Annotated in this window: 17 protein-coding genes; 12 read left to right on the plus strand and 5 right to left on the minus strand. The window is 35.1% G+C overall.

What is annotated here, in order from left to right; translation table 11 throughout:
- Positions 1-517: 517 nt before the first annotated feature.
- The gene (locus RMO83_RS16315; RefSeq protein ID WP_310560764.1) at positions 518-958 is read right to left on the minus strand and encodes a hypothetical protein; all 441 of its coding nucleotides are present in this window, start codon (positions 956-958) and stop codon (positions 518-520) included.
- Between the two features lie 512 nt (positions 959-1,470).
- Between RMO83_RS16315 and RMO83_RS16320 the strand changes: the two genes are divergently transcribed.
- From RMO83_RS16320 to RMO83_RS16335, 4 genes are all read left to right on the plus strand, one after another.
- A complete protein-coding gene (locus tag RMO83_RS16320) occupies positions 1,471-2,667 on the plus strand; it encodes a PAS domain-containing sensor histidine kinase (RefSeq protein WP_310560765.1) in 1,197 nt (398 codons plus the stop codon).
- 270 nt (positions 2,668-2,937) lie between these two features.
- Positions 2,938-4,020 carry a glycine cleavage system aminomethyltransferase GcvT gene (gcvT, locus tag RMO83_RS16325; protein ID WP_310560766.1) on the plus strand — a complete coding sequence of 361 codons (1,083 nt, stop codon included), beginning with the start codon at positions 2,938-2,940 and terminating at the stop codon, positions 4,018-4,020.
- A 119-nt stretch (positions 4,021-4,139) separates the two neighbouring features.
- Positions 4,140-6,179, plus strand: coding sequence for a S41 family peptidase (locus RMO83_RS16330; RefSeq protein ID WP_310560767.1), 2,040 nt, complete (start codon positions 4,140-4,142; stop codon positions 6,177-6,179).
- Between the two features lie 70 nt (positions 6,180-6,249).
- Positions 6,250-6,960 (plus strand): YebC/PmpR family DNA-binding transcriptional regulator, encoded by a 711-nt coding sequence (locus RMO83_RS16335; protein WP_310560768.1) that lies wholly within the window; start codon positions 6,250-6,252, stop codon positions 6,958-6,960.
- Positions 6,961-7,080: 120 nt separating this feature from the next.
- On the opposite strand, the gene RMO83_RS16340 is transcribed toward RMO83_RS16335, so the two are convergent.
- Both RMO83_RS16340 and RMO83_RS16345 read right to left on the minus strand, forming a co-directional pair.
- Positions 7,081-8,121 carry a cysteine synthase family protein gene (locus RMO83_RS16340; protein ID WP_310560769.1) on the minus strand — a complete coding sequence of 347 codons (1,041 nt, stop codon included), beginning with the start codon at positions 8,119-8,121 and terminating at the stop codon, positions 7,081-7,083.
- A gap of 72 nt (positions 8,122-8,193) precedes the next feature.
- Positions 8,194-10,254, minus strand: a complete 2,061-nt coding sequence (locus RMO83_RS16345) for a S9 family peptidase (protein WP_310560779.1) — start codon at positions 10,252-10,254, stop codon at positions 8,194-8,196.
- A gap of 146 nt (positions 10,255-10,400) precedes the next feature.
- On the opposite strand from RMO83_RS16345, the gene RMO83_RS16350 reads away from it, so the two are divergent.
- Both RMO83_RS16350 and RMO83_RS16355 read left to right on the plus strand, forming a co-directional pair.
- Positions 10,401-10,721 (plus strand): YbaB/EbfC family nucleoid-associated protein, encoded by a 321-nt coding sequence (locus RMO83_RS16350; RefSeq protein ID WP_310560770.1) that lies wholly within the window; start codon positions 10,401-10,403, stop codon positions 10,719-10,721.
- A gap of 24 nt (positions 10,722-10,745) precedes the next feature.
- Positions 10,746-11,156, plus strand: coding sequence for a DUF1003 domain-containing protein (locus RMO83_RS16355; protein WP_310560771.1), 411 nt, complete (start codon positions 10,746-10,748; stop codon positions 11,154-11,156).
- A gap of 68 nt (positions 11,157-11,224) precedes the next feature.
- Here RMO83_RS16355 and RMO83_RS16360 read toward each other — a convergent pair whose 3' ends face one another.
- Positions 11,225-12,244 carry a GntG family PLP-dependent aldolase gene (locus tag RMO83_RS16360; protein ID WP_310560772.1) on the minus strand — a complete coding sequence of 340 codons (1,020 nt, stop codon included), beginning with the start codon at positions 12,242-12,244 and terminating at the stop codon, positions 11,225-11,227.
- Between the two features lie 85 nt (positions 12,245-12,329).
- On the opposite strand from RMO83_RS16360, the gene prfB reads away from it, so the two are divergent.
- The 3 genes from prfB to lpxD all read left to right on the plus strand — a co-directional run bounded on the left by prfB (position 12,330) and on the right by lpxD (position 16,561).
- Positions 12,330-13,428, plus strand: a protein-coding gene (gene prfB, locus RMO83_RS16365) for a peptide chain release factor 2 (RefSeq protein WP_310560773.1) whose coding sequence is annotated in 2 segments (ribosomal slippage) — positions 12,330-12,392 and positions 12,394-13,428 — 1,098 coding nt in all. Because the reading frame shifts where the segments join, the coding sequence is not laid out codon by codon here.
- A 235-nt stretch (positions 13,429-13,663) separates the two neighbouring features.
- The gene (gene glgP, locus RMO83_RS16370; RefSeq protein ID WP_310560774.1) at positions 13,664-15,328 is read left to right on the plus strand and encodes an alpha-glucan family phosphorylase; all 1,665 of its coding nucleotides are present in this window, start codon (positions 13,664-13,666) and stop codon (positions 15,326-15,328) included.
- 237 nt (positions 15,329-15,565) lie between these two features.
- Positions 15,566-16,561, plus strand: a complete 996-nt coding sequence (gene lpxD, locus RMO83_RS16375) for a UDP-3-O-(3-hydroxymyristoyl)glucosamine N-acyltransferase (protein ID WP_310560775.1) — start codon at positions 15,566-15,568, stop codon at positions 16,559-16,561.
- 349 nt (positions 16,562-16,910) lie between these two features.
- Here lpxD and RMO83_RS16380 read toward each other — a convergent pair whose 3' ends face one another.
- Positions 16,911-18,902, minus strand: coding sequence for a M1 family metallopeptidase (locus tag RMO83_RS16380; RefSeq protein ID WP_310560776.1), 1,992 nt, complete (start codon positions 18,900-18,902; stop codon positions 16,911-16,913).
- Between the two features lie 543 nt (positions 18,903-19,445).
- On the opposite strand from RMO83_RS16380, the gene RMO83_RS16385 reads away from it, so the two are divergent.
- The 3 genes from RMO83_RS16385 (at position 19,446) to cysM (ending at position 22,979) form a co-directional block, all read left to right on the plus strand.
- Complete coding sequence (locus tag RMO83_RS16385; protein ID WP_310560777.1) at positions 19,446-20,918, plus strand: OmpA family protein; 1,473 nt, start codon at positions 19,446-19,448, stop codon at positions 20,916-20,918.
- Between the two features lie 380 nt (positions 20,919-21,298).
- Complete coding sequence (gene epsC, locus RMO83_RS16390) at positions 21,299-22,090, plus strand: serine O-acetyltransferase EpsC (RefSeq protein ID WP_310560780.1); 792 nt, start codon at positions 21,299-21,301, stop codon at positions 22,088-22,090.
- A 1-nt stretch (position 22,091) separates the two neighbouring features.
- Complete coding sequence (cysM, locus tag RMO83_RS16395; RefSeq protein WP_310560778.1) at positions 22,092-22,979, plus strand: cysteine synthase CysM; 888 nt, start codon at positions 22,092-22,094, stop codon at positions 22,977-22,979.
- Positions 22,980-23,133 lie beyond the last annotated feature (154 nt).

Here is a 23,133-nt window from a genome sequence, read left to right on the forward strand (position 1 = left end):
ATATTTTTCTAAATTTCAAATATTGAGTTCTACAAAGAACACTAAAAAACAAGCAAAACAGTTGAAATGCTTATAAATAGTAGCTTTTCAAGTTTTTATCGGACAACAATGATTTAAAATAGAGTATATAAAAAATGCTAATTATTATAAACAATAACCCGTTGGGTGCAATTAATAAAATACTCTTTAACGAAATGCAAAAAATTCAACACATAGAAACATAGTAAAAATAGTTTGATAGACCAATTGCTTCGCCTGTTCGCCTGTCGGCAGACAGGTTCGTTTGCTACGACGTACTCGGGTCTTGGTTCCACAAAGCTATGATTCACTATCAAAAAGTGAAACGTCTTAAAAAAAAATAAAAAACTATGTTTCTATATGTTGAAAAAAATATAAATTGAATTACACCCAACGGGTTAAATAATAGTCTCAATCAATTTAATAAAAAATCAGTTTTTATCCGTGTCTTTGCGCAGCAAATCTGCGTCATCCGTGTCCTAATCAACACAAAACGAACTTATTTCTTCCCAAACTTCCAATCAAACTCATCCTTGGCATTGATGATGGCACCTAGTTCAAATTTCACCACTTCATCAAACTCCGTTTGCAGAATGAACCAATTCTCTTCGTTGAAAAAGTTTTCGAACGTATCGAAATCTTCTTGCGTGAATTTGGTAATCGCTTTTGCGACTAATTCTTTTTTGACCTCGTTGATAGTCTTGCCAATTATTGTATTGCCCAATAATTCCAAATCAGGGCTTGAAGCCACAATATAACCCAGTTTCAAATCTTCTTCTTGATAGAACGTCAAACGCATTTTGAGCGTATTGTAGGCAAAAATCAGGTTGCCGTCTTCGTCCTTGTAATTGCGATTGGGTTTGCCGTACAAGGCGACAACATCGTTTTGTTTCATTCCGAAAAGGAGTTTATCGATGCCGTTTTTTAAGTTTATTTTCATTCGATTTAATTTTACCGCAAAGTTCGCAAAGTTTTTGGCAAAACCTTTGCTAAACTATAGAAATACATTTTACCGTTATTAAAACGGGCACTGATAAAATACAAAGTCGATTCTATAGCTTTTAACAAAAAGTAATGCGTTTCATTCTTAGATTGATAAAGAAATTATGGTCTAAAACAGCATTTGATGAGACACACAAAAAATATTTCTAAGATGCAACTTGCCGATAATTAAAAAACCATAGATCAATATTACGCAGAAGATTTCTTTGTGCCAACGGTCGGACATTGTAAAACTAGTTGGATTAATCGTTTACTTCTTTACCATATAAAAAAGGATGAAATTTCTCCAAATGAAAAGGCTACTTTATAATAAATACCATAAATACTTATCCTTCGGTACTATTTGATTACATTTGTTAGTAATGAAATGGGATCCTGCAAAAGATAGTGTTAAACGTCATAACGTTAAGCAGTACTTGGTAATTAAACCTGTTTTTTAAAATAATTTCAATGGAAAACTTACCTCACAATCCTAGAATTCTTAAAAATAAATACATCCCTACTACCGAATTTTACAGTCAAATCATCGACAGTTTACAAGATTATTCCATTTTTACGATTGACAATGATTTTATCATCAATAGTTGGAGTTCTGGCTCGACAAAAATATTTGGTTACGAAACCGATGAAGTTATAGGAGCACCTTTTGATGTCATTTTCACGGAAGACGATCTAAAAAATGGTATTCCGAAAAAAGAAATTGAAACAGCATTAAAAGAAGGCAGAGCAACCGATAATAGATGGCATATTGCTAAAGATAAAAGTGTTTTTTACGCCTATGGATTGGTTTTTCCACTTATTGGTTTAAACGGAGAGATGTTGGGATATGTTAAGATTTTACGTGACTTGACTGAAAGGAAGCAATCAGAGGATGCGATAAAAAAATATGTTAGAGAACTGGAAGAACTCAATACCCATAAAGAAAGTGTTTTGGCAATAGTCTCCCACGATTTAAGAAGTCCGCTTTCGGGAATCATTGGAACTGCAAAATATTTAAAAGAAAATTTCCGTACGATGAAACCTGAAGTTGTTCAGGAAATGCTTGAACTCATTTATAAATCATCGATCGATGAATTAGACATGTTAGATTATTTAGTAGAATGGGCAAGAATAAAATACGCATCCGATGTTTTTTCTCCAACACAATTACAACTAACAGAATACATTAATAAAGTCTTTGAAACCTTAAACGAGACCGCTTCAATAAACGCAATAAATCTTCATCACGAAATTGAAGAAAATTTTTCTGTATTTGCAGATGGTAAAATGTTGATTTCAATCATTCAAAATATCGTTTCAAACGCTATCAAACATACTGGGAAAGGAGGCACGATTACGGTCTCGGCAAAAAGTAAAGAGGACAAAATTATAGTTCAGGTTAAGGATACCGGTATTGGAATGTCGAAAGAAATAATGGCAAAACTTTTTTCACCGCAAATGAAAACGCTGTCAGAAACAAGAAAAAAGGATAAAGGTGCAGGAATTGGATTGTTATTGGTAAAAGGATTTTTAGAAAAAAATGATGGCGAAATATGGGTAGAAAGCATCGAAGGCGAAGGTTCTTCTTTCTACTTTACATTACTAAAAGAGAAACTTTTACATAAAATAGGGAGTTCAGCCGAAATTATGTTCGACGAAAGCGCCTAGTTGGAAATTTTCTTAATGATCTTTTATTCCGACCTACTTTGGCTATTTCAAAATGAAGCAATTCTTAAAATATTATTTTCAAATACAATTTAAACTATTTTAAACCAGCACGTTCCGAAGGCTATCGGAACGTAATGGTTTATTTAAAATAGAAAGTCCGAAACCTTACACGGAGAACATATTGTTTTCTTCTGAATTCAGTAATTGTCTCCTTTGCCACTACACAAAAAATCAATACATTAGCCACTTCAAATTTTATATACCTCTACAATGAAAAATACTGCGCTAACTCACATACACGAAAGTTTAGGAGCCAAAATACTGCCGTTTGCTGGATACAATATGCCAATTTTATACGAAGGTGTCAATGCTGAACACGAAGTAGTTCGCAACAGCGTGGGCGTTTTTGATGTTTCGCATATGGGCGAATTTTTATTGACAGGACTCAATGCCTTGGCTTTAATTCAAAAAGTAACTTCGAATGATGCTGCCACTTTAACAAACGGTCGGGCTCAATATTCTTGTTTGCCTAACAATGATGGCGGAATTGTAGATGATTTATTAGTTTACAAAATAAAAGACGAGCAATATTTACTAGTTGTAAACGCATCGAATATAGATAAAGATTGGGATTGGATTTCGTCTCAGAACGATTTGGGAGTTGAAATGAAAAACCTATCCGATGATTATTCGCTATTGGCTATACAAGGTCCAAAAGCCGTTGAAGCTATGCAATCTTTAACTTCGGTTGATTTATCGGCAATACACTATTATCATTTTGAAGTAGGTGATTTTGCAGGAATAGAACATGTGATTATCTCAGCAACAGGTTACACAGGTTCTGGCGGTTTCGAGATTTATTGTAAAAATTCAGAAGTGGAACAAATCTGGAACAAAGTTTTTGAAGCTGGCGCAGCTTTCGGAATCAAGCCAATTGGTTTGGCAGCTCGTGATACTTTGCGTCTGGAAATGGGGTTTTGTTTATACGGAAACGACATCAACGATACGACTTCTCCTATTGAAGCTGGTTTGGGTTGGATTACCAAATTCACCAAAGAATTTACCAATTCCGAGAACTTGAAAAAACAAAAAGAGACAGGTGTTTCAAAGAAATTAGTCGCTTTCGAAATGCAAGAACGCGCTGTACCAAGACATGATTATGAAATTGTGGATGCTAGTGGCAAAACCATAGGAATCGTAACTTCGGGAACGATGTCACCATCTATGAATGTTGGTATTGGAATGGGTTATGTTACCACCGAAAACGGTGCAATTGATAGCGAGATTTTCATTAAAATTAGAAAAAATGAGGTAATGGCGAAAGTGGTAAAATTGCCTTTTTATAAGAAATAAGAATCTCTATGTTCGAAAAAAATTAACTGCAAATTCGCAAATTAAACCCATCAAAGCTATATCTATAATTTGAGAATCTGCGGTAATTATATCTTAAGTTGCAATTAATAAACTCATAAATGAGGGAATTATCAGTCCTAATCTTCTTGACAACATTTTCACTATTGGGTCAAAATAGTGCCAAAACTTGTGAATTACTTTCCAAAATAAATACGTTAATCCAACTCGAACATTTCCGTCCAAAACCTATTGACGACAGTTTATCGGTGTATGTTTTTGACACTTTTATAGATCGTTTAGATGGCAACCGAAACTTATTTACCAAACTAGAATACGAAAAACTCTGCAAACATAGGCTTCAATTCGACAACTATATTCAGCAAAACGATTGTTCCTTTATGGATGATTTTGTTTCGATGTATCAATTTGCTTTAGATAGAAAGAAAAAAACACTCGAGAAAATTAGGGTTGAAGTACTCGATTACAACGGTAAAGACACGGTTAAATTCTCGAAAAAAAGTTTTCCTTTTGACTTAGCAGCAACCGATTTCGAACGAGTTTGGAAAAAAAGAATGAAATTTGACGTTCTAGAAAATATTTCGAAATTGAGTAACAATTTGGATTCGCTTGACCTGAATTTTGCAAAACTCGAAAAAATAGCAAAAGAAAAAATATTTGAATCTAATTTATGCAAAATCAATAACATTCTAGAAAACAAAAAAGGAATTGGCTATGATCTTCAAAATGATTTTCTGAATATTTTTTGCAGCTATTTTGATCCGCACACTAATTTCTTTTCTCAAGATGCTCGATCAGGTTTTATGTCAAGTTTAACCACAAGTGGGTTATCGTTAGGACTGAATGTTACTCTCAATGAAAAAGAAGAAATTATTGTAGACGGAGTTGTTCCTGGTGGACCAGCAGCTCGAACAAATAAATTTGAAAAAGGCGATGTTGTTCTAAAAGTTTCCAATAAAAATGGCATAGATTATTTAGTTTCCTGTACTTCATTAGATAAAATTGGAGAATTAATTTTTTCTGATTCCAATGAAACCATCGAAATGACGATTCAGAAAAAAAACGGAAATATCATCGATATCTTACTCAAAAAACAAATCATGAAAGCTACCGAAAATGCGGTATCAAGCTATATTATTGAAAGAGAAATTAAAATTGGTTATCTTAAAATCCCCAATTTCTACTCCAATTTTGATGGGTTCAGTCCTCAAGGTTGCGCTGATGATGTTGCCAAAGAAATTGTAAAACTCAAACAAGACAACATTCAAGGATTAGTAATTGATCTTCAAGACAACGGTGGAGGTTCTATGGAAGAAGCCATAAAATTAGCCGGAATGTTTATCGATTATGGTCCAGTTTCTATTTTGGTAAATAGTAAAAGCAAGCAAACTATTCTAAAAGATTATAATCGTGGGAGTGTTTATTATGGTCCAATTGTCATTTTAATTAATGGAAATTCAGCATCGGCAAGCGAATTTTTTTCGGCCGCAATGCAGGATTATAATCGGGCAATGATTGTCGGAAGCAAATCATTAGGCAAAGCTTCGATGCAAACTATTTTACCTTTGGATGAAAATAATCAAGATTTTGTAAAACTCACCGTAGAGAAATTTTACCGAATTACTGGTGATAGCAATCAAATAAAAGGAATTATTCCTGACATTGCTTTACCTATACTTTATGATAGCATCGTTCCTCGTGAAATAAGCTATAAAACTGCCTTGAAATATGATGAAATCCATCCGAAACTTAGATTTACGCCTTTCCGAAAAGATTATTATCCAACCATAATCGAACATAGTAATTTACGGATAAAAAATAATGCCCTGTTCAATGAAATTATTTTGGTAAACAACGAAATAAATGCACTATACAACAACCCGAAAAAACCGCTTCTGATAACTTTTGAAGATGTATTTAATGATATACAGGAAATAAGTTCTTTATGGAAAAAAGTAAAAAAAATCGTTGCAACTAAAAATAGTTGTTCCATTTCTAATAGTTCCTACGATGCTGAAAAATTAAAATTTGATAACTATCAGCTAGAAATAAATGACTATAAAATTAAAGAACTAAAAACCAATCCGTACGTCGAAGAAGTTGTTGCAATACTCAATGATATTACTAATTTTGGAAAATAATTGATCCATAAAACATTTGAAAAAATAACTAATAACTGTATTTTTGCAGTTCAAAAAATAATATATAGTAATGGGAAGAGCGTTTGAGTTCAGAAAAGGAAGAAAAATGAAACGTTGGTCAGCTATGGCCAAAGCATTTACCAGAATTGGAAAAGATATTGTAATGGCCGTAAAGGAAGGTGGACCAAATCCTGAAGCTAACTCAAGATTAAGAGCGGTAATCCAAAATTCAAAGGCAGTGAATATGCCAAAAGAAAACGTGGAACGCGCCATCAAAAAAGCCACTGATAAAGACACAGCAAACTATAAAGAAGTATTGTTTGAAGGATATGCACCACACGGAATTGCAATTCTAGTAGAAACAGCAACCGATAATAATAATAGAACCGTTGCCAATGTTCGCAGTTACTTCAACAAATGCAATGGAACGATGGGAACTCAAGGTTCAGTTGAATTTATGTTTGATCATACTTGCAACTTCAGAATTCCAGCTGGCGAAATTGATCCTGAGGAATTAGAATTAGAATTAATAGATTTTGGTGCTGAAGAAGTTTTTGAAGACGAAGACGGAATTTTAATTTATGCACCTTTTAGTAGCTTTGGAACTATCCAAAAAGAATTAGAAAACAGAAAAATAGAAATTCTTTCTTCTGGTTTCGAGCGTATTCCTCAAATTACAAAAAAACTTTCAGAAGCAGAAATGGCTGACGTTGAGAAACTAATCGAGAAAATAGAGGAAGATGATGACGTGATGAACGTGTATCATACTATGGAAGAGTAAACAGATTGCAGATTTTAGATTACAGATTTCAGACTGTTGTAAAGCATAAAAAAACTCCGTTTTAGTACAACTAAAATGGAGTTTTTTATGTCTTAATACTTAATTCTTTGTACTTAATACCTACTTTATAAATTCTATCTTTTGCGCTTCTTCTTCGTTGATGCTGTCAAAGAATCCCTGTTCGTTCATCCAGACATCACTAAATACTTTGCTCATATAACGAGAACCGTGGTCAGGAAAAATAGCAATCACATTACTATTTTCGTCAAACTCACCTTCTTCGGCATATTGCTTTATGGCTTGCAGTACTGCGCCAGATGTATAACCAACAAACAAGCCTTCAATTTTAGCTAGTTCTCTAGTAGCGTGTGCACTTTCCTCATCGGTAACTTTCATAAACTTATCGATAATATCAAAATCAGTCGCCGATGGAATCAAGTTTTTTCCCAAACCTTCAATTCTGTAAGGATAAATTTCTTTATTATCGAATTCTTTAGTTTCGTGGTATTTTTTTAATACAGAACCAAATGCATCTACACCTAAAATTCTAATATTTGGATTTTGTTCTTTCAAGTATTTTGCAGTTCCAGAAATAGTTCCCCCTGTTCCGCTACACGCAATAAGGTGAGTGATTTTACCATTAGTTTGTTGCCAAATTTCAGGTCCAGTAGATTTGTAGTGTGCATCAACATTGAGTTGATTAAAGTATTGATTGATGTAAACTGAACCTTTGGTTTCTTCGTGCAAACGTTTGGCAACATTGTAATATGAACGCTCGTCGTCGGCGGAAACATGTGCGGGACATACATAAACTTTCGCTCCCAATGCACGCAACATATCTATTTTATCTTTTGAAGATTTAGAAGTAACAGCCAAAATGCAGTTATAACCTTTAATAATACTTACCATTGCTAAACTAAAACCTGTATTTCCCGATGTAGTTTCTATGATCGTATCACCTGGACTAAGAATTCCACGCTTTTCGGCTTCTTCGATAATGAATAAAGCAATTCTATCTTTTGTGGAATGACCTGGATTAAAAGCTTCTACTTTTGCGTAAAAATTTCCTTCTAATTTTTGGGTAACTTTATTTAATTTAATAAGCGGCGTGTTGCCTATTAATTCTAAAACAGTACTATAAGCATTTATTTCTTCTTTCATAAAAAAATAGTTAATCAAGGACTCTTTTTCATTCAACCTTAAATCTTTGCAAATTTAACAAAAATATTCTAATTACTTTTCAATTTTTTCTAAATCTAATAAAAAACTATATTCTTTAGCCAATTCCTTAATGGCTTCAAACCTTCCCGACGCTCCTCCGTGACCTGCATCCATATTGGTATCGAGAAATAACTGGGAATCATCTGTCTTCATAATCCTTAATTTAGCTACCCATTTAGCTGGTTCCCAGTACTGTACCTGTGAATCGTGCAATCCTGTAGAAACATACATATTGGGATACCTTTGTTTTTTAACATTATCATATGGTGAATAAGATACCATATAATTGTAATATTTTTTAACATTTGGATTTCCCCATTCGTCATATTCTCCAGTCGTAAGTGGAATATTTTCGTCTAACATTGTTGTAATAACATCCACAAAAGGCACTTGTGCAATGATTCCGTTGTATAATTCTGGTGCTAAATTCACAATTGCACCCATCAATAATCCTCCTGCAGAACCTCCTTCGGCATATAAATGTTCGGGGGAAGTGTATTTTTGTTCAATTACAAATTTGGAACAATCAATAAAATCAGTAAACGTATTTTTCTTTTTTAGCAATTTGCCGTCTTCATACCATTGTCTTCCTAGATCTTCGCCACCACGAATGTGTGCTATTGCAAAAACAAATCCTCTGTCGAGCAATGTCAGTCTTGTTGAAGAAAACGTGGCATCCATAGAATGTCCGTACGAACCATAAGCATATAACAACAACGGATTCTGGCCGTCTTTTTTCAATGTTTTACTGTAAACCATTGAAATAGGAATCTTGGTTCCGTCTTTTGCAGCAGCCCAAATTCGCTCCTCAGTATAATTATTTTTATCGAATTTTCCACCCAAAACCTGCTGCTCTTTCTTAATTTCCTTGGTTTTTGTTTTCATATTGAAATCAATCACCGAGGAAGGCGTGGTCATCGATTGATAAGAATAACGCAAAATATCGGTATCGAAATCTACATTGGTTCCCGTGTAAGCGGTATAGGTTTCGCTTTCGAAAGGCAAATAATATTCCCCTTCGCCGCTCCACGGCATAATTCGAATTTTATTCAGTCCATTTGATCGTTCTTCTAAAACCAAAAAATCTTTAAAAATTTCGATATCTTCCAATAAAACATCTTCACGATGTGCAACAACTTCTGTCCAATTCTCTTTGGAAGTGGCTACTTCCAAAGTTTTCATCAACTTGAAATTCGTGGCTTTATCCTTATTGGTCATGATGTAAAAACTGTCTCCATAATGGTTGATGCTGTACTCCATACCTCGAACACGTTTCTGGAAAACCCTAAATTTTCCGTCGGGATTATCAGCTTCCAATATTCTATATTCGGTGGTCAAAGTGCTTCCGGATTCTATTGCCAGGTATTTTCTGGACTTGGATTTAGCCACCTCCACATTATAAGTTTCGTCTTTTTCAAAATACACTAAAACATCATCGGATTGATTTGTACCCAATTTATGCTTGAAAATTTTGTCAGAACGCAAGGTCACTTCATCTTGACTCGAATAAAAGATCGTCTTGTTATCATTGGCCCAAACGGCATTTCCAGATACTTTTTCTATTTTATCGGAAAGGATTTTACCAGTTTCCAAGTCTTTTATTTGAATATCATATATTCTTCTACCAATTACATCAATACTAAAAACCGCCAATTTATTGTCTGGACTGATGCTTAAACCGCCCAATTGAAAATAGGATTTTCCTTTTGCCAATGCATTACAATCGAACAAAATTTCCTCTTTGGCCGAAAGGCTTTCCTTTTTTCTCGAATAAATAGGATAATCTTTTCCCGTTTCAAATCGGGTAATGTAGTAATAACCACTGTACAAATAAGGAACCGACTCGTCATCTTCCTTGATTCTGCTCTTCATTTCCTCAAACAATTCCTTTTGAAAACCCTTGGTATGAGCCGTCATTTTTTCATAATACGTATTCTCTTGATTGAGATAATCAATAACTTCTGGGTTTTCTCTGTCATTCAACCAAAAATAATTGTCAATTCTCACATCAGCAAATTTCTCCAATTTTTTTGGAACTATTTTTGCGACTGGCGGTTGGAGTTTTTCTGGCATATTTTGAGCTTTCGCTTTTGTTGGATAGGTTACAAAAATAACACAAAGACAACTTAAAATGAATCTATTTTTCATTAAAAATTTAATTGAATATCAGTTTGCAATATAGTAATTTTACATTCGAATAATTTAAAAAAAACACAACAATGGATTTAATGGGAATGATGGGTAAATTGAAAGAAACCCAACGAAAAATAGAAGAAACGAAACTGCGTTTGGACTCTGTTTTAATTGACGAACAAAGTAATGACGGCGCATTGAAAGTGACTTTCACGGCTAACGGAAAACTAAAATCCATCTCCATAGCTGATTCTTTATTGGAAGACAAAGAGCAATTAGAAGATTATTTAATTGTAACTTTGAACAAAGCCAGCGAAAAAGCTTCAAAAGTAAATCAAGCTGAACTGGATGCTGTCGCCAAAGTAGATATGCCGATGATTCCGGGAATGGATGAAATGTTTAAGTAAAAAATTATTCCTAAAATGAACAAAATGAGAAATCCTATAAACTGGCACGAAAAACACACTGAAACATTAAACTTCGGAAGCCGTTTAGCAGATGCAGTAGCAACAGGGATGGGTTCTTGGAAATTTATTATCGTTCAAACTGTTTTGGTAATTCTTTGGATGACACTAAATATTATTGGATTTTTTTATCATTGGGATGTATATCCCTTTATCTTGCTTAATCTTCTTTTCTCGACACAAGCTGCTTATGCCGCGCCAATTATTATGATGTCGCAAAACCGACAAAGCGAAAGAGACAGAATGCAAGCTCAGGCTGATTATCAAACCAATATCGATGCAAAACTTGAAATTGAAGCCTTAACCTTAATCCTAAACAAATTGGATGTAGAAAAATTGGATAAAATAATTGCAATGCTGGAAGAAATGAAAAAATAGCTTGATGCTAGGCGTTAAGAGTTGGGAGTTAAGTGTTGTCCAGACTCATAACTCTTAACTCATAACTATTACAACTTCTCCAACGTTTCTAAAACATAGGTATGCATCACTTCACGATAATCAAGATGTGTCACAATTCTTAATTTTCCGTGTCCCATTGAACTTATCGAAATTCCTTTTTGTTTTAATTTTTCTATTAGAACAGCTTCATCAATATGCGGTTGAAGCGAGAAAATCAAAATATTGGTTTCTACGGGTTCTACCGTAGCAACCCAATTTTGTTTTGCTAAAACGGCTCCTATTTCCTTAGCGCGACGGTGATCTTCTGACAATCTTTCGATGTGGTTGTCCAAGGCATAAATTCCAGCTGCCGCCAAATAGCCTACTTGTCGCATTCCACCACCTAGAATTTTTCGGATGCGCAAAGCTCTGTGAATGGTTGCTTTATCAGATACTAAGAGTGAACCAATTGGTGCGCCCAATCCCTTGGACAAGCAAACAGAAATCGTATGAAATACTTTTCCATAAGCTGATGGATTGTCATTTGTAGCTACTAATGCATTCCAAATTCTAGCGCCATCTAGGTGAAATTTTAAATTATTGGCATCACAAACTTTTCTAATTTTTTTGAATTCTTCAAAATCATAACAAGCACCGCCACCCTTGTTGGTTGTGTTTTCTACACAAACCAAACTCGTCAACGGACTGTGATAAAATTCAGGATTATTGATTGATCCAGCGACTTGTTCGGCTGTAATCATTCCGCGATTTCCGTCTAATAAACAACAGGATACACCGCTGTTAAAGGAGGCACCACCACCTTCATAATTATAAACGTGCGCCCATTTATCGGCAATTAATTGCTCTCCGGGTTGTGTATGGAGTTTGATTGCCGTTTGATTTGCCATCGTTCCCGAAGGAAAAAAGAGTGCGGCTTCCATCCCGAACATTTTGGCTACTTTGGCTTCTAGTTCAATTACGGTTGGATCTTGTTTATAGACATCGTCACCGACTTCGGCTTTAAACATTGCTCGCAACATTTCTTGCGTAGGTTTAGTTACGGTATCGCTTACTAAATTAATTTCCATTTTTTTATTTATGAGTTACGGACAAGTCGCAACTTGTCCCTACCAATATTTTTTCTACTTTTGTGGCACAAAATTACTATAATTTATGACAACTACCGAACAAATAAAAGGTATTGTAGAGCGCCTTGGTGCGTTGAGGAGGTATCTTTGACGTTGATGCCAAGCTAATCGAGATTACGAACGAAGAAGAAAAAACTTTGGCTCCTGATTTTTGGAACAATGCGAAGGAAGCCGAAATCTATGTAAAAACACTCCGTTCTAAGAAAAAATGGATTGAAGATTACAACAAAGCGGTCGAAATGACTGACGAGTTGCAACTTGCTTATGAATTCTACAAGGAAGGCGAGCTTACAGTGGAAGAATTGGATGAGCAATACACGCTGACCCAAAACCATATTGAAGCTATAGAATTCAAAAATATGCTTTCGGATGAAGGTGATAGTTTGAGTGCGGTGTTACAAATTACGGCCGGAGCTGGTGGAACAGAAAGTTGTGACTGGGCTTCAATGTTGATGCGAATGTATATGATGTGGGCCGAAAAATCGGGTTACAAATTGCGGGAATTGAATTACCAAGAAGGAGATGCCGCTGGCATAAAAACAGTAACATTGGAAATTGAAGGTGATTATGCTTTTGGCTATTTGAAAGGCGAAAACGGCGTGCATCGATTGGTGCGCATTTCTCCTTTTGACAGTAATGCCAAGCGACATACCTCTTTTGCATCTGTTTATGTATATCCGTTAGTTGATGATACAATAGAAATTGAAATCAATCCAGCCGACATTGAAATCACGACCGCACGATCGAGTGGTGCTGGAGGACAAAATGTGAATAAAGTAGAGACTAAAGTTCAATTGGTTCATAAACCCTCTGGAATTCAGATTCAATGCTCCGAAACACGATCGCAACACGACAACAGAAACCGAGCGATGCAAATGCTGAAATCGCAATTGTATGAAATTGAACTGAAAAAGCAACAAGAGCAACGCTCTGATATTGAAGCCGGAAAGATGAAAATAGAATGGGGTTCGCAAATCCGAAATTACGTGATGCAACCTTATAAATTAGTTAAAGACGTACGCACCGGTTACGAAACCAGTAATGTTGATGGCGTCATGAATGGGGAAATAGATGCGTTCCTGAAAGCCTTTTTGATGATGATGGGACAGCGAGAGGAGGAATAGATTTCAGATTTTTGATTGCAGATTTTAGATTTTAGATTAGTTTTAATAAATTAAACCCGATAGGTACATAAGACCTCGCGGGTTTGTTTGTTTTTAGAGGTATTTCCTAGAACGTGGTTATTTTATATCAATATTAAATTATCACTTTTTCAAGTGAATTTCACGCTTTATATTTTTCTAGTTATTTATAAAAATAGTATGTTTGCTTTATAATTAATTCAAAAATCAATTAAAAATGAGCAAGACACTACCTGAAAAATATAAACATCCATACGCTTTTAATCCAAAATACAAGAAATCTGCTGTGTATTTTTCTATGGAATTCGCCATAGACCAATCCCTGAAAATATATTCGGGAGGTTTAGGTTTTTTAGCTGGATCTCACATGAGAAGTGCTTATGATTTACAACAGAATGTAATAGGCATTGGTATTCTATGGAAAAAAGGCTATTACGACCAATACAAAAAAGAAGACCTATCGATGGGCGTTCTTTTCCAAGAAAAAATATACCATTTCTTAGAAGAAACCAATATAAAATTTACCATAAAAATCAATAATGCCGATGTTTGGGTAACCGCTTATTATTTGAATCCAAAGACTTTTGGTACTGTTCCGATGTTTTTCCTTTCGACTGATTTGCCCGAAAACGATTATTTAGCAAAATCAACTACTTTCCGCTTGTATGATTCCGATCCTATAGCGAAAATTGCGCAAACGATGGTTTTAGGCCTTGGTGGCGCAAAATTACTTGATGAATTAGATTACGAACCAGATGTTTATCACCTAAACGAAGCACACGCTGTTTCTTGTGTTTTTCATTTGTATAATAAATTCAAAAGCGTTGAAGCCATCCGAGAAAAAATGGTTTTTACGACTCATACTCCTGAAGAAGCTGGAAACGAAAAGCATAATATTCACCTATTGGAATCGTTGAGTTTCTTTGACGGCATTCCGTTGGAAAAAGTTAGAGAAATTACAGGAATTTGGGATGATACTTTCAATCATACTTTGGTTGGGCTTCGATTGAGTCATATTGCTAATGGCGTTTCAAAACTACACGGAGAAGTTTCTCGCGATATGTGGAAAGATTTTCCTGGAATTTGCCCGATTATTCATATTACCAATGCTCAAAACAAGAAATATTGGGCTGATGCGTGGTTAGACGAAGCCTTTCAAAACAAGGACAGAGCAGCGTTAATCAAAAGAAAAACGAGATTAAAAACAAAGCTTTTTGATGTGGTTGCTGATCAAACCGGAAAATTATTTGACCCTGCTATTTTTACCATTGTGTGGGCACGACGTTTCGCCGATTATAAAAGACCTGATTTAATCACAAGAGATTATAATCGTTTCATTAAATTACTAGAAAACAGAGACCAACCGGTACAAATTATTTTTGCTGGAAAACCCTATCCAATGGATTATGGTGCGATTCATAACTTTGACAATCTGACTCATATTAGTAAAAATATCAAAAACATGGCGGTTCTTACCGGACATGAATTGAAATTATCGCGTCAGTTAAAAGAAGGCGCCGATGTTTGGTTGAACAATCCAAGAGTTACCAGAGAAGCTTCAGGAACATCTGGAATGACGGCAGCTATGAATGGAGCAGTTAATTTTTCGACAAATGATGGCTGGGTTCGGGAGTTTAAAGATTTGAATAAAACCCAAAATTCTTTTGTATTGCCTATTGTCGATCATAATTTACCAACCTATTTGCAGGATGAAATGGATTTGAATAATCTATACGAAATGCTGGAAAATGAAATCCTTCCGTTATATTATGACACTCCAAAAAAATGGTGGGATTTAGTTGAAACTAGTATGAAACAAGTGGTTCCGTATTTTGATTCTGCTAGAATGGTGGATGAATATTACAAGAAATTGTATAAATAAAAGACAATTTTAATGATATTTCAGACCTAACAGGTTTTAATAATCTGTTAGGTCTTTTGTTTACAATGAATTCCACAATCCTAAAAAATGAATGATACGATAGACAAATCAATTGCTAATCATTTAATTTAATTAGCAGATCGAATATAGCTTGGTTCTTCATAATTCATTAGGATTTTAGATGTAAATTCATTTTATTTGATAGCGAAAATTCTAATCTATCTCAAAAATTTACAGATGACTTACTCCATTCAAGAAATAAACGAAGTTCTAAAAGGCACAATTGTTGGCGATACTTCCATAAAAATAACTGCTCCAGAACAATTAGAACTTGCCAGTACTTCCGAAATTTCTTTTATTGGAAACAAAAAATACGAGAAATATTGGGAAACTTCTAAAGCGTGTGCTGCGGTTGTCAACGAAAATATTTCGATTGAACCAGGAGAAAACCGGGCATTTATCAAAGTACAAAATGCCGATTTGGCGATGTCACAAGTTTTAGAACTGTTTGCTCCTCCTACTCCATTATTCCATACAGAAATTCATCCCAACGCCATTATTGATGCCACTGCGATTATAGCAAACGGAACGAGAATTGGTGCTGGATGTTATATTGGCCCGAAGGTTCAACTTGGCGAAAACGTTACTATTTATCCCAATGTTACCATTCTTGACGAATGTACTATTGGAAAAAACACGATCATCTGGCCAGGTGCAGTAGTCAGAGAGCGTTGTCATATTGGTAACGACTGTATCATTCATCCCAATGCGACCATTGGAGCCGATGGTTTTGGATTTCGTCCTTGTCCCGAAAGAGGATTAGTCAAAATTCCACAAATTGGAAATGTGGTAATTGGTAACGGTGTTGAAATTGGTGCAAATTCTTGTGTAGATAGAGGAAAATTTAGTTCTACCGTTTTGAGCGACGGTTGCAAGATTGATAATTTAATCCAAATAGGTCATAATAGTAGATTAGGGAAATTTTGCATTATGGCAGGACAAAGTGGTTTGGCTGGCTCGGTAACTCTTGGAAATGGCGTTCTCATTGGCGGAAGCGCTTCTATTACAGATCACGTAACCATTGGCGATCGATCAATTATAGGTGGAGGTTCAGGTGTGACAAAAGACGTTCCTGCTGGAGTTACTTTGTTAGGTTATCCCGCAATTGAAGCTAGAGATGCGCTAAAACAATGGGCTATTTTGAAAAGATTGGTCAACGAATCCAAGAAATAAAATAGTATAACCCGTTGCGTGTATTTCAATTTATATTTTTTTCAACACATAGAAACATAGTTTTTTATTGTTTTTTTAAGACGTTTCACTTTTTGATAGCGAATCATAGCTTTGTGGAACCAAGACCCGAGTCCCGATAATTATCGGGACGAACCTGTCTGCCGACAGGCAGGCAGGCGAAGCAATTGGTTTATCAAACTCTTTTTACTATGTTTCTATGTGTTGAAATTTTTACATTTCGTTAAAAATTGAGTATTTTATTAATTGCACCCAACGGGTTAGTATACTAAAAATAATCGCAGATTTTAAATTAGACTATAATTTTCAAATCTGCGATTTTTACTTTTAATTATTTACCTGATTTCCAAGTATTATTACCTTCATTACAATCTGGAAAAACGTGGTCGGGGTCAATAATGATACTTTCTATTTCTTCGGTAGAATTGTGCTTGAAAGTCCAATCTACATTCTTTTGCCAAATTTCTACTGGCAATTTGATTCGAGTTATTTTTCCACTCTTTGTTTTGACGTCCATAATTACGGGCATTGCCATTTTTTCAAAATTTTCAATGTTTATTAAAGCTCCTAACTTTGGATTATTATCAACATAGTTAACCGAATTAATTCCTTGATCGAAACGCCAATTATTGACAAACCAAGCGCGCCAAAACCAACTTAAATCTTCACCAGCAGCATTTTCCATAGTTCTAAAAAAGTCATCAGGCGCTGGATGCTTGTACGCCCAGCGGGCTACATAAGTTCTAAAAGCAAAATCAAATCGTTCTGGACCCAAAATCTGTTCGCGCAAAATTTCCAATCCTGCTCCTGGTTTTGAATATCCTAAAGTGCCAATATTGATTTCTTTCATAGTATCTGGAGAGCTCATTATTGCTTCCAATTTGGGGTTGGTATATTTTTCAGCAATACCGTGCAAATCAGCGGTTTTTGTTTTGTACTCTCCTTTATTAAAATCTGCAGCACTTAAGGAATTAATAAAAGTATTAAATCCTTCATCCATCCAAGCAAATAAGCGTTCATTAGACCCCACAATCATAGGAAACCAAATGTGTCCAAATTCGTGATCAGTAACACCCCACAAATCAGCATTTTTGTCTTTGTAACTGCAAAAAACAATACCAGGATACTCCATTCCACCAACAATTCCTGCCACATTTGTAGCCACAGGATAAGGATATTCAAACCATCTTTTTGAATAATTTTCGATAGAAGTTTTAGTATATTCCGTAGATCGACCCCAACCCGAATTTCCATCACTTTCAATAGGATAAGCAGAAATTGCCATTGCTTTTTTCCCGCTTGGCAAATTTATTCTTGCCGCATCTAAAATAAACGCTTGCGAAGATGCCCAAGAAACATCTCGAGCATTCTTAATTTTAAAATGCCAAATTTTAGTTGAGTTTGCAACAGTATTGGAAGTGTTTTTTACTTCTTCGGCAGAACGTATTACAATCGTTTGATCATTTTTAGAGGCTTGCGCCCATCGTTTCTGTTGTTCCGCTGAGTAGACTTCATTAGCATTAATCAATTCACCCGAACAAACCACAAAATGATTGGATGGTGCTGTAATAGTAACATCAAAATCACCATATTCTAGGTAAAACTCTGAAGCTCCCTGATAAGCATTAGTATTCCATCCTTGAATATCATCATAAACACACATTCTAGGATACCATTGCGCTACTGTAAAAATCTTACCATATTTTGTTCCTAATATTCCCATTCGGTCTGAACCTTCATTTGGAGAAATAAAAGAAAAATCGATTTTAATTTTAATATTTCCCCCTTTTGAATTTAACTCTTGAGGCAGAAACACCTGCATTCGGGTATCCTCAATTACATATTTTACGTCTTTTTCCGTAGCAATCCCTTTACTTAAAACTAAAATTTTTACTGATGTAATTTTAAAACCTCCATCAAAAATTTGACCTTGAGCACCATTCCTACTGCCTGTTATAGGTATTACAGCATTTCCCCGGGAATCATCTTTAAATAAATTTTGGTCTAAATTCATCCACAAAAAAGACAATTTATCAGGGCTATTATTAGTATACGAAATAATACTGGTTCCTGAAATTTGATTGTTTACCTCATCTAATTTTGCAGTCAACTGATAATCTGCTCTGTTTTGCCAATATTCAAATCCAGGCTGACCACTAGCCGAGCGCGTATTCGTTCCGTTTTTAGTATAAAAAAAAGGCGCAAAAGTTTCTTGGTAACTGTATTTAGAAATCTGCTTTTTCGAATTTTCCTGTGACCAAATATTCAATGTAACTACTAATAAAGCCAATTGAAGTAGGGCTTGTAAAGATTGATTTTTCATTATATAAATTTATTGTTGCAAATTAATAAAAAATAAACAAGCATTTCGATAGAACTGGAAATATTAACTAAAATTCAATCGCGTCAGCAACAATTACAAAAGAAGGTTATACTGGCTTTTGTGTGAAAACAATCTTGAGATAAATTTAAACCACATAGAATCGCTGTTAAAATTGTTAAAAAGATTGTCATAGAAAATACATTTTGCACATAGTAGCTATGTCAACTATGTAAAAGTGAAGCTTTCTACAATTAAATCTATGTAGCTACACTAAAAACTATATGGTTAAAAACTGCACAACATTTCCAGTAGAAGCCAAAAAAATAGAAGTTTTTGTGGCAAATCGTGTCTTTAAGGTTGAATAAAAATGCATATGACTTCAGTAATTATTTTAATAGCAAATCTATAACAGTGAGACAAGACGATTTTTACTATTGCTATACTTTAGTACGTGAATAATGTAACTTTTAAAAATAGTTATGTAACAAAAATCTTTTATTCCTAGCAGACCTTTACACCAAATTAATTTAACTAAAAAATCTTATGAAAAAATTATTATTTCTGTGTATTGGTATCGCTTTTACCTTTACTTCTAGAGCACAAACAGAGGATAAAAAGTGGAATATAGGCTTGCACTCGGGTGTGACTCAATATAGTGGTGATTTAGGTCGCGATTGGTACAAAACCGATAATTCCATATATGGTTTTGGTGGCTTGTCAGTCTCTAGGTATCTAGGCAAATTATTTGATGTCAATTTATTGTTATCAAAAGGAACTCTTGGTTATCATAATGGCACAACTGCAGGTTTTAGATCTGATTTTAATGCGGCCTCTATTAATTTACGTTTCAATATCGTGGCGCCAGAATACATAATCAGACCTTATGTGTTTGCAGGTGCAGGAGCCATTCTATTTGATAGCCAACTTCATTTTCATAAAAAAGCCTATGATTTTATGTTGCCATCAACTGGTGCGGGTATCAACATCAGACTTAGTCCAGTTATTATGTTGAATCTGCAAGAAACATTTTTATTTTCAAACCACGATGGACGCGATGGCGTTGACAATGCTGGTGGTAAAATGAGCAAAAAAGATTCTTACGTAACGCATATGGCGGGCTTGACTTTCAATATGGGTAACTCTGTTGATACTGATCAAGATGGTGTATCAGACAAAAAGGATAAATGCCCTGACACACCGATTGGAGTTGTCGTAGATAAAATGGGATGTCCAGTGGATAAAGATGGAGATGGAGTTGCAGATTATTTAGACAATTGCCCAGACATTGCTGGGTCAAAAATGCTAAACGGTTGTCCTGATAAAGACAATGATGGTGTTGAAGATTCAAAAGACCAATGTCCAGACCAAGCAGGAACAATGGCACTTAATGGTTGTCCTGATACAGACGGAGATGGCGTATCCGATAAGGATGATCAATGTGTCAATACTACAGCAGGTACGAAAGTAGACAGCAAAGGTTGCCCAATGGATAGCGATAAAGATGGTGTAACAGATGATTTAGATCGTTGCCCAGACGTAGCTGGAATTATGGCACTCAATGGCTGTCCTGATACTGACGGAGATGGTATAGCAGATAAGGATGATAAATGTCCGAATGCTAAAGGAACTGCCGCAAACAATGGTTGCCCAGAAATCACGAAAGCTGATATTGTAAAAATAACCTACATTGGTAGCAAAATTTTCTTCGAAAACAATTCAGATAAATTAAAAGTAGCTTCACTTTCACAATTGGACGCATTAACCTTAATTTTAAACAAATATCCAGAAGCTAAATTGACTATTGAAGGACATACAGACAGTGTGGGTAAAGACGAATATAACATGACTTTGTCACAAAAACGTTCTGATTCTGTTAAAAGATATTTAATCAGTAAAGGAATTGACGAGGCTAGATTAACAGGTATTGGTTTTGGAGAATCCAAACCAGTTGCACCAAACACTACTGCACTAGGCAAAGCTAAAAACCGTAGAGTAGAATTGAAAACTAATTATTAAATAGTTCAAAGTACAGTGTACTAAGAAGTGGTTGTCAAGAAATTGGCAACCATTTTTTTTTGCTTTTGAGTCTATTTGGTATTGGGGTATAATTGAAGTTATTTATATAAATCTTATACAATGCCGTTATTTTTAAATAAGGGATAGTACTGTTTATAACCCAAAAATGTAGTTAACTTAAATCTCTGTTAACCGGCTAACTTCAGAAAGTATAAAATCAATTGCGATAAAAACAATAACTGCTAGCACTTTATTTCATTCAATGTAAAAAAATCGAAACAGCTGATGACCCATTTGATAAAATTATTCACCAATTTTTGCCCCAATTTCTAAAAACACCTTACTTTTACCTTTTCTATTAACAATTGAATTTTATTATTGTGATTAAAGACCAGATTATAAACACTATTTCAGCCCTAAAAAGTCATTCTTCCATCAATTATGGAATTAAGACTAAGACGGAAGCCTTTACTGAAAAACTTTTTTATACCTTGTTTGATGCCAAAGCTCCTTTACCCCAAAGCATAGACGAGCTTGAAAAGCTATTCAAGGAAATTGCCAAAATTGCTTGCAAAAAACCCGAAGGAATCTGTGAAGGCATTTGGGAACAATTTCTGGAAAAACTGCCTTCAGTTTTAGAAAAATTGAATCAGGATGCCGCTTACATCTTAGAAAATGACCCGGCTTCGAATAGTATTGAAGAAGTTTATTTGGCTTATCCGGGATTTTACGCGATTGCCATTTACAGACTGAGTCACGAATTATACTTGCTCGATATGTTGCTTTTCTCAAGGTTAATGAGCGAATATGCCCATCGAATCACAGGAACCGATATTCACGCTGGCGCCGAAATTGAATCTCCATTTTTTATTGATCACGCCACCGGAATTGTTATTGGTGAAACCACCATCATCGAAAAACACGTGAAATTATACCAAGGTGTTACTTTGGGCGCACTAAGTGTGAGCAAAGACATGAAAAGCACCAAAAGACATCCTACTGTTGAAAAAAATGTGTGCATTTATGCTAATGCTACCATTTTAGGAGGCGAAACAGTTATTGGAAAAAACAGCATTATTGGAGGCAATACTTGGATTACCAAATCGATTCCACCAAAATCAATTGTAACAAATACCACTATCACAGAAGTAAAAATTAAAGAGCTAAAATAGAATGAATACGCAAGATATATTAAAACTCATTGGAAATACGCCATTAGTCGAAGCCCGAAATATTAATAAAAACAAGAACGTAAAACTGTTTTTAAAATTGGAAGGCAACAATCCTGGTGGCAGTTTAAAAGATCGTCCTGCTTACAACATGATTGTTTCTGCATTAGAAAGAGGAGATATAAAAAAAGGAGATAAACTGATAGAAGCCACCAGCGGAAATACTGGCATTGCCTTGGCGATGATTGCCAAATTATTAAACATAGAAATTGAACTTATTCTTCCCGAAGATTCTACCAAAGAACGCACTCAAACGATGCGCGCTTATGGCGCAAAAGTAATTCTAACGCCTGCAAAAGAAGGTATTATTGGCTCGCGAGATTATGCCGATAAAAAAGTAGCCGAAGGCGGTTATGTGATGCTCAACCAGTTTGCCAATGAGGACAATTGGAAAGCCCATTACAAAACTACAGGACCAGAAATTTGGAGAGACACTCACGGAACAGTTACCCATTTTGTTTCGGCAATGGGAACTACTGGAACTATAATTGGGACTTCGACTTATCTGAAAGAAAAAAATCCTAGTATCCAAATCGTTGGCGCACAACCCAGCGATGGTTCTCAAATTCCGGGAATCCGAAAATGGCCTAAGGAATATTTGCCCAAAATATTTGACGCTTCAAAAGTGGATACTATTATGGAAGTTTCTGAAGAAGAAGCACGTGCCATGACCAAAAGATTGGCACTCGAAGAAGGAGTTTTTGCAGGAATGAGCAGCGGAGGTTCAGTTACAGTTGCACTAAAACTGGCCGAGCAATTAGAATCTGGAGTGATTGTTGCCATCATTTGTGACCGAGGCGATCGCTATTTATCCTCGGATTTGTTTGATTAACAAAGACCATTTTAAACCATTGTTGTCCGATAAAAACTTGAAAAGCTACTATTTATAAGCATTTCAACTGTTTTGCTTGTTTTTTAGTGTTCTTTGTAGAACTCAATATTTGAAATTTAGAAAAATATTTTTTCAAATATTGAAGTTTTAAGAG

Origin of the sequence: Flavobacterium sp., from assembly GCF_031423415.1 — a bacterium.
Lineage (GTDB): Bacteria > Bacteroidota > Bacteroidia > Flavobacteriales > Flavobacteriaceae > Flavobacterium.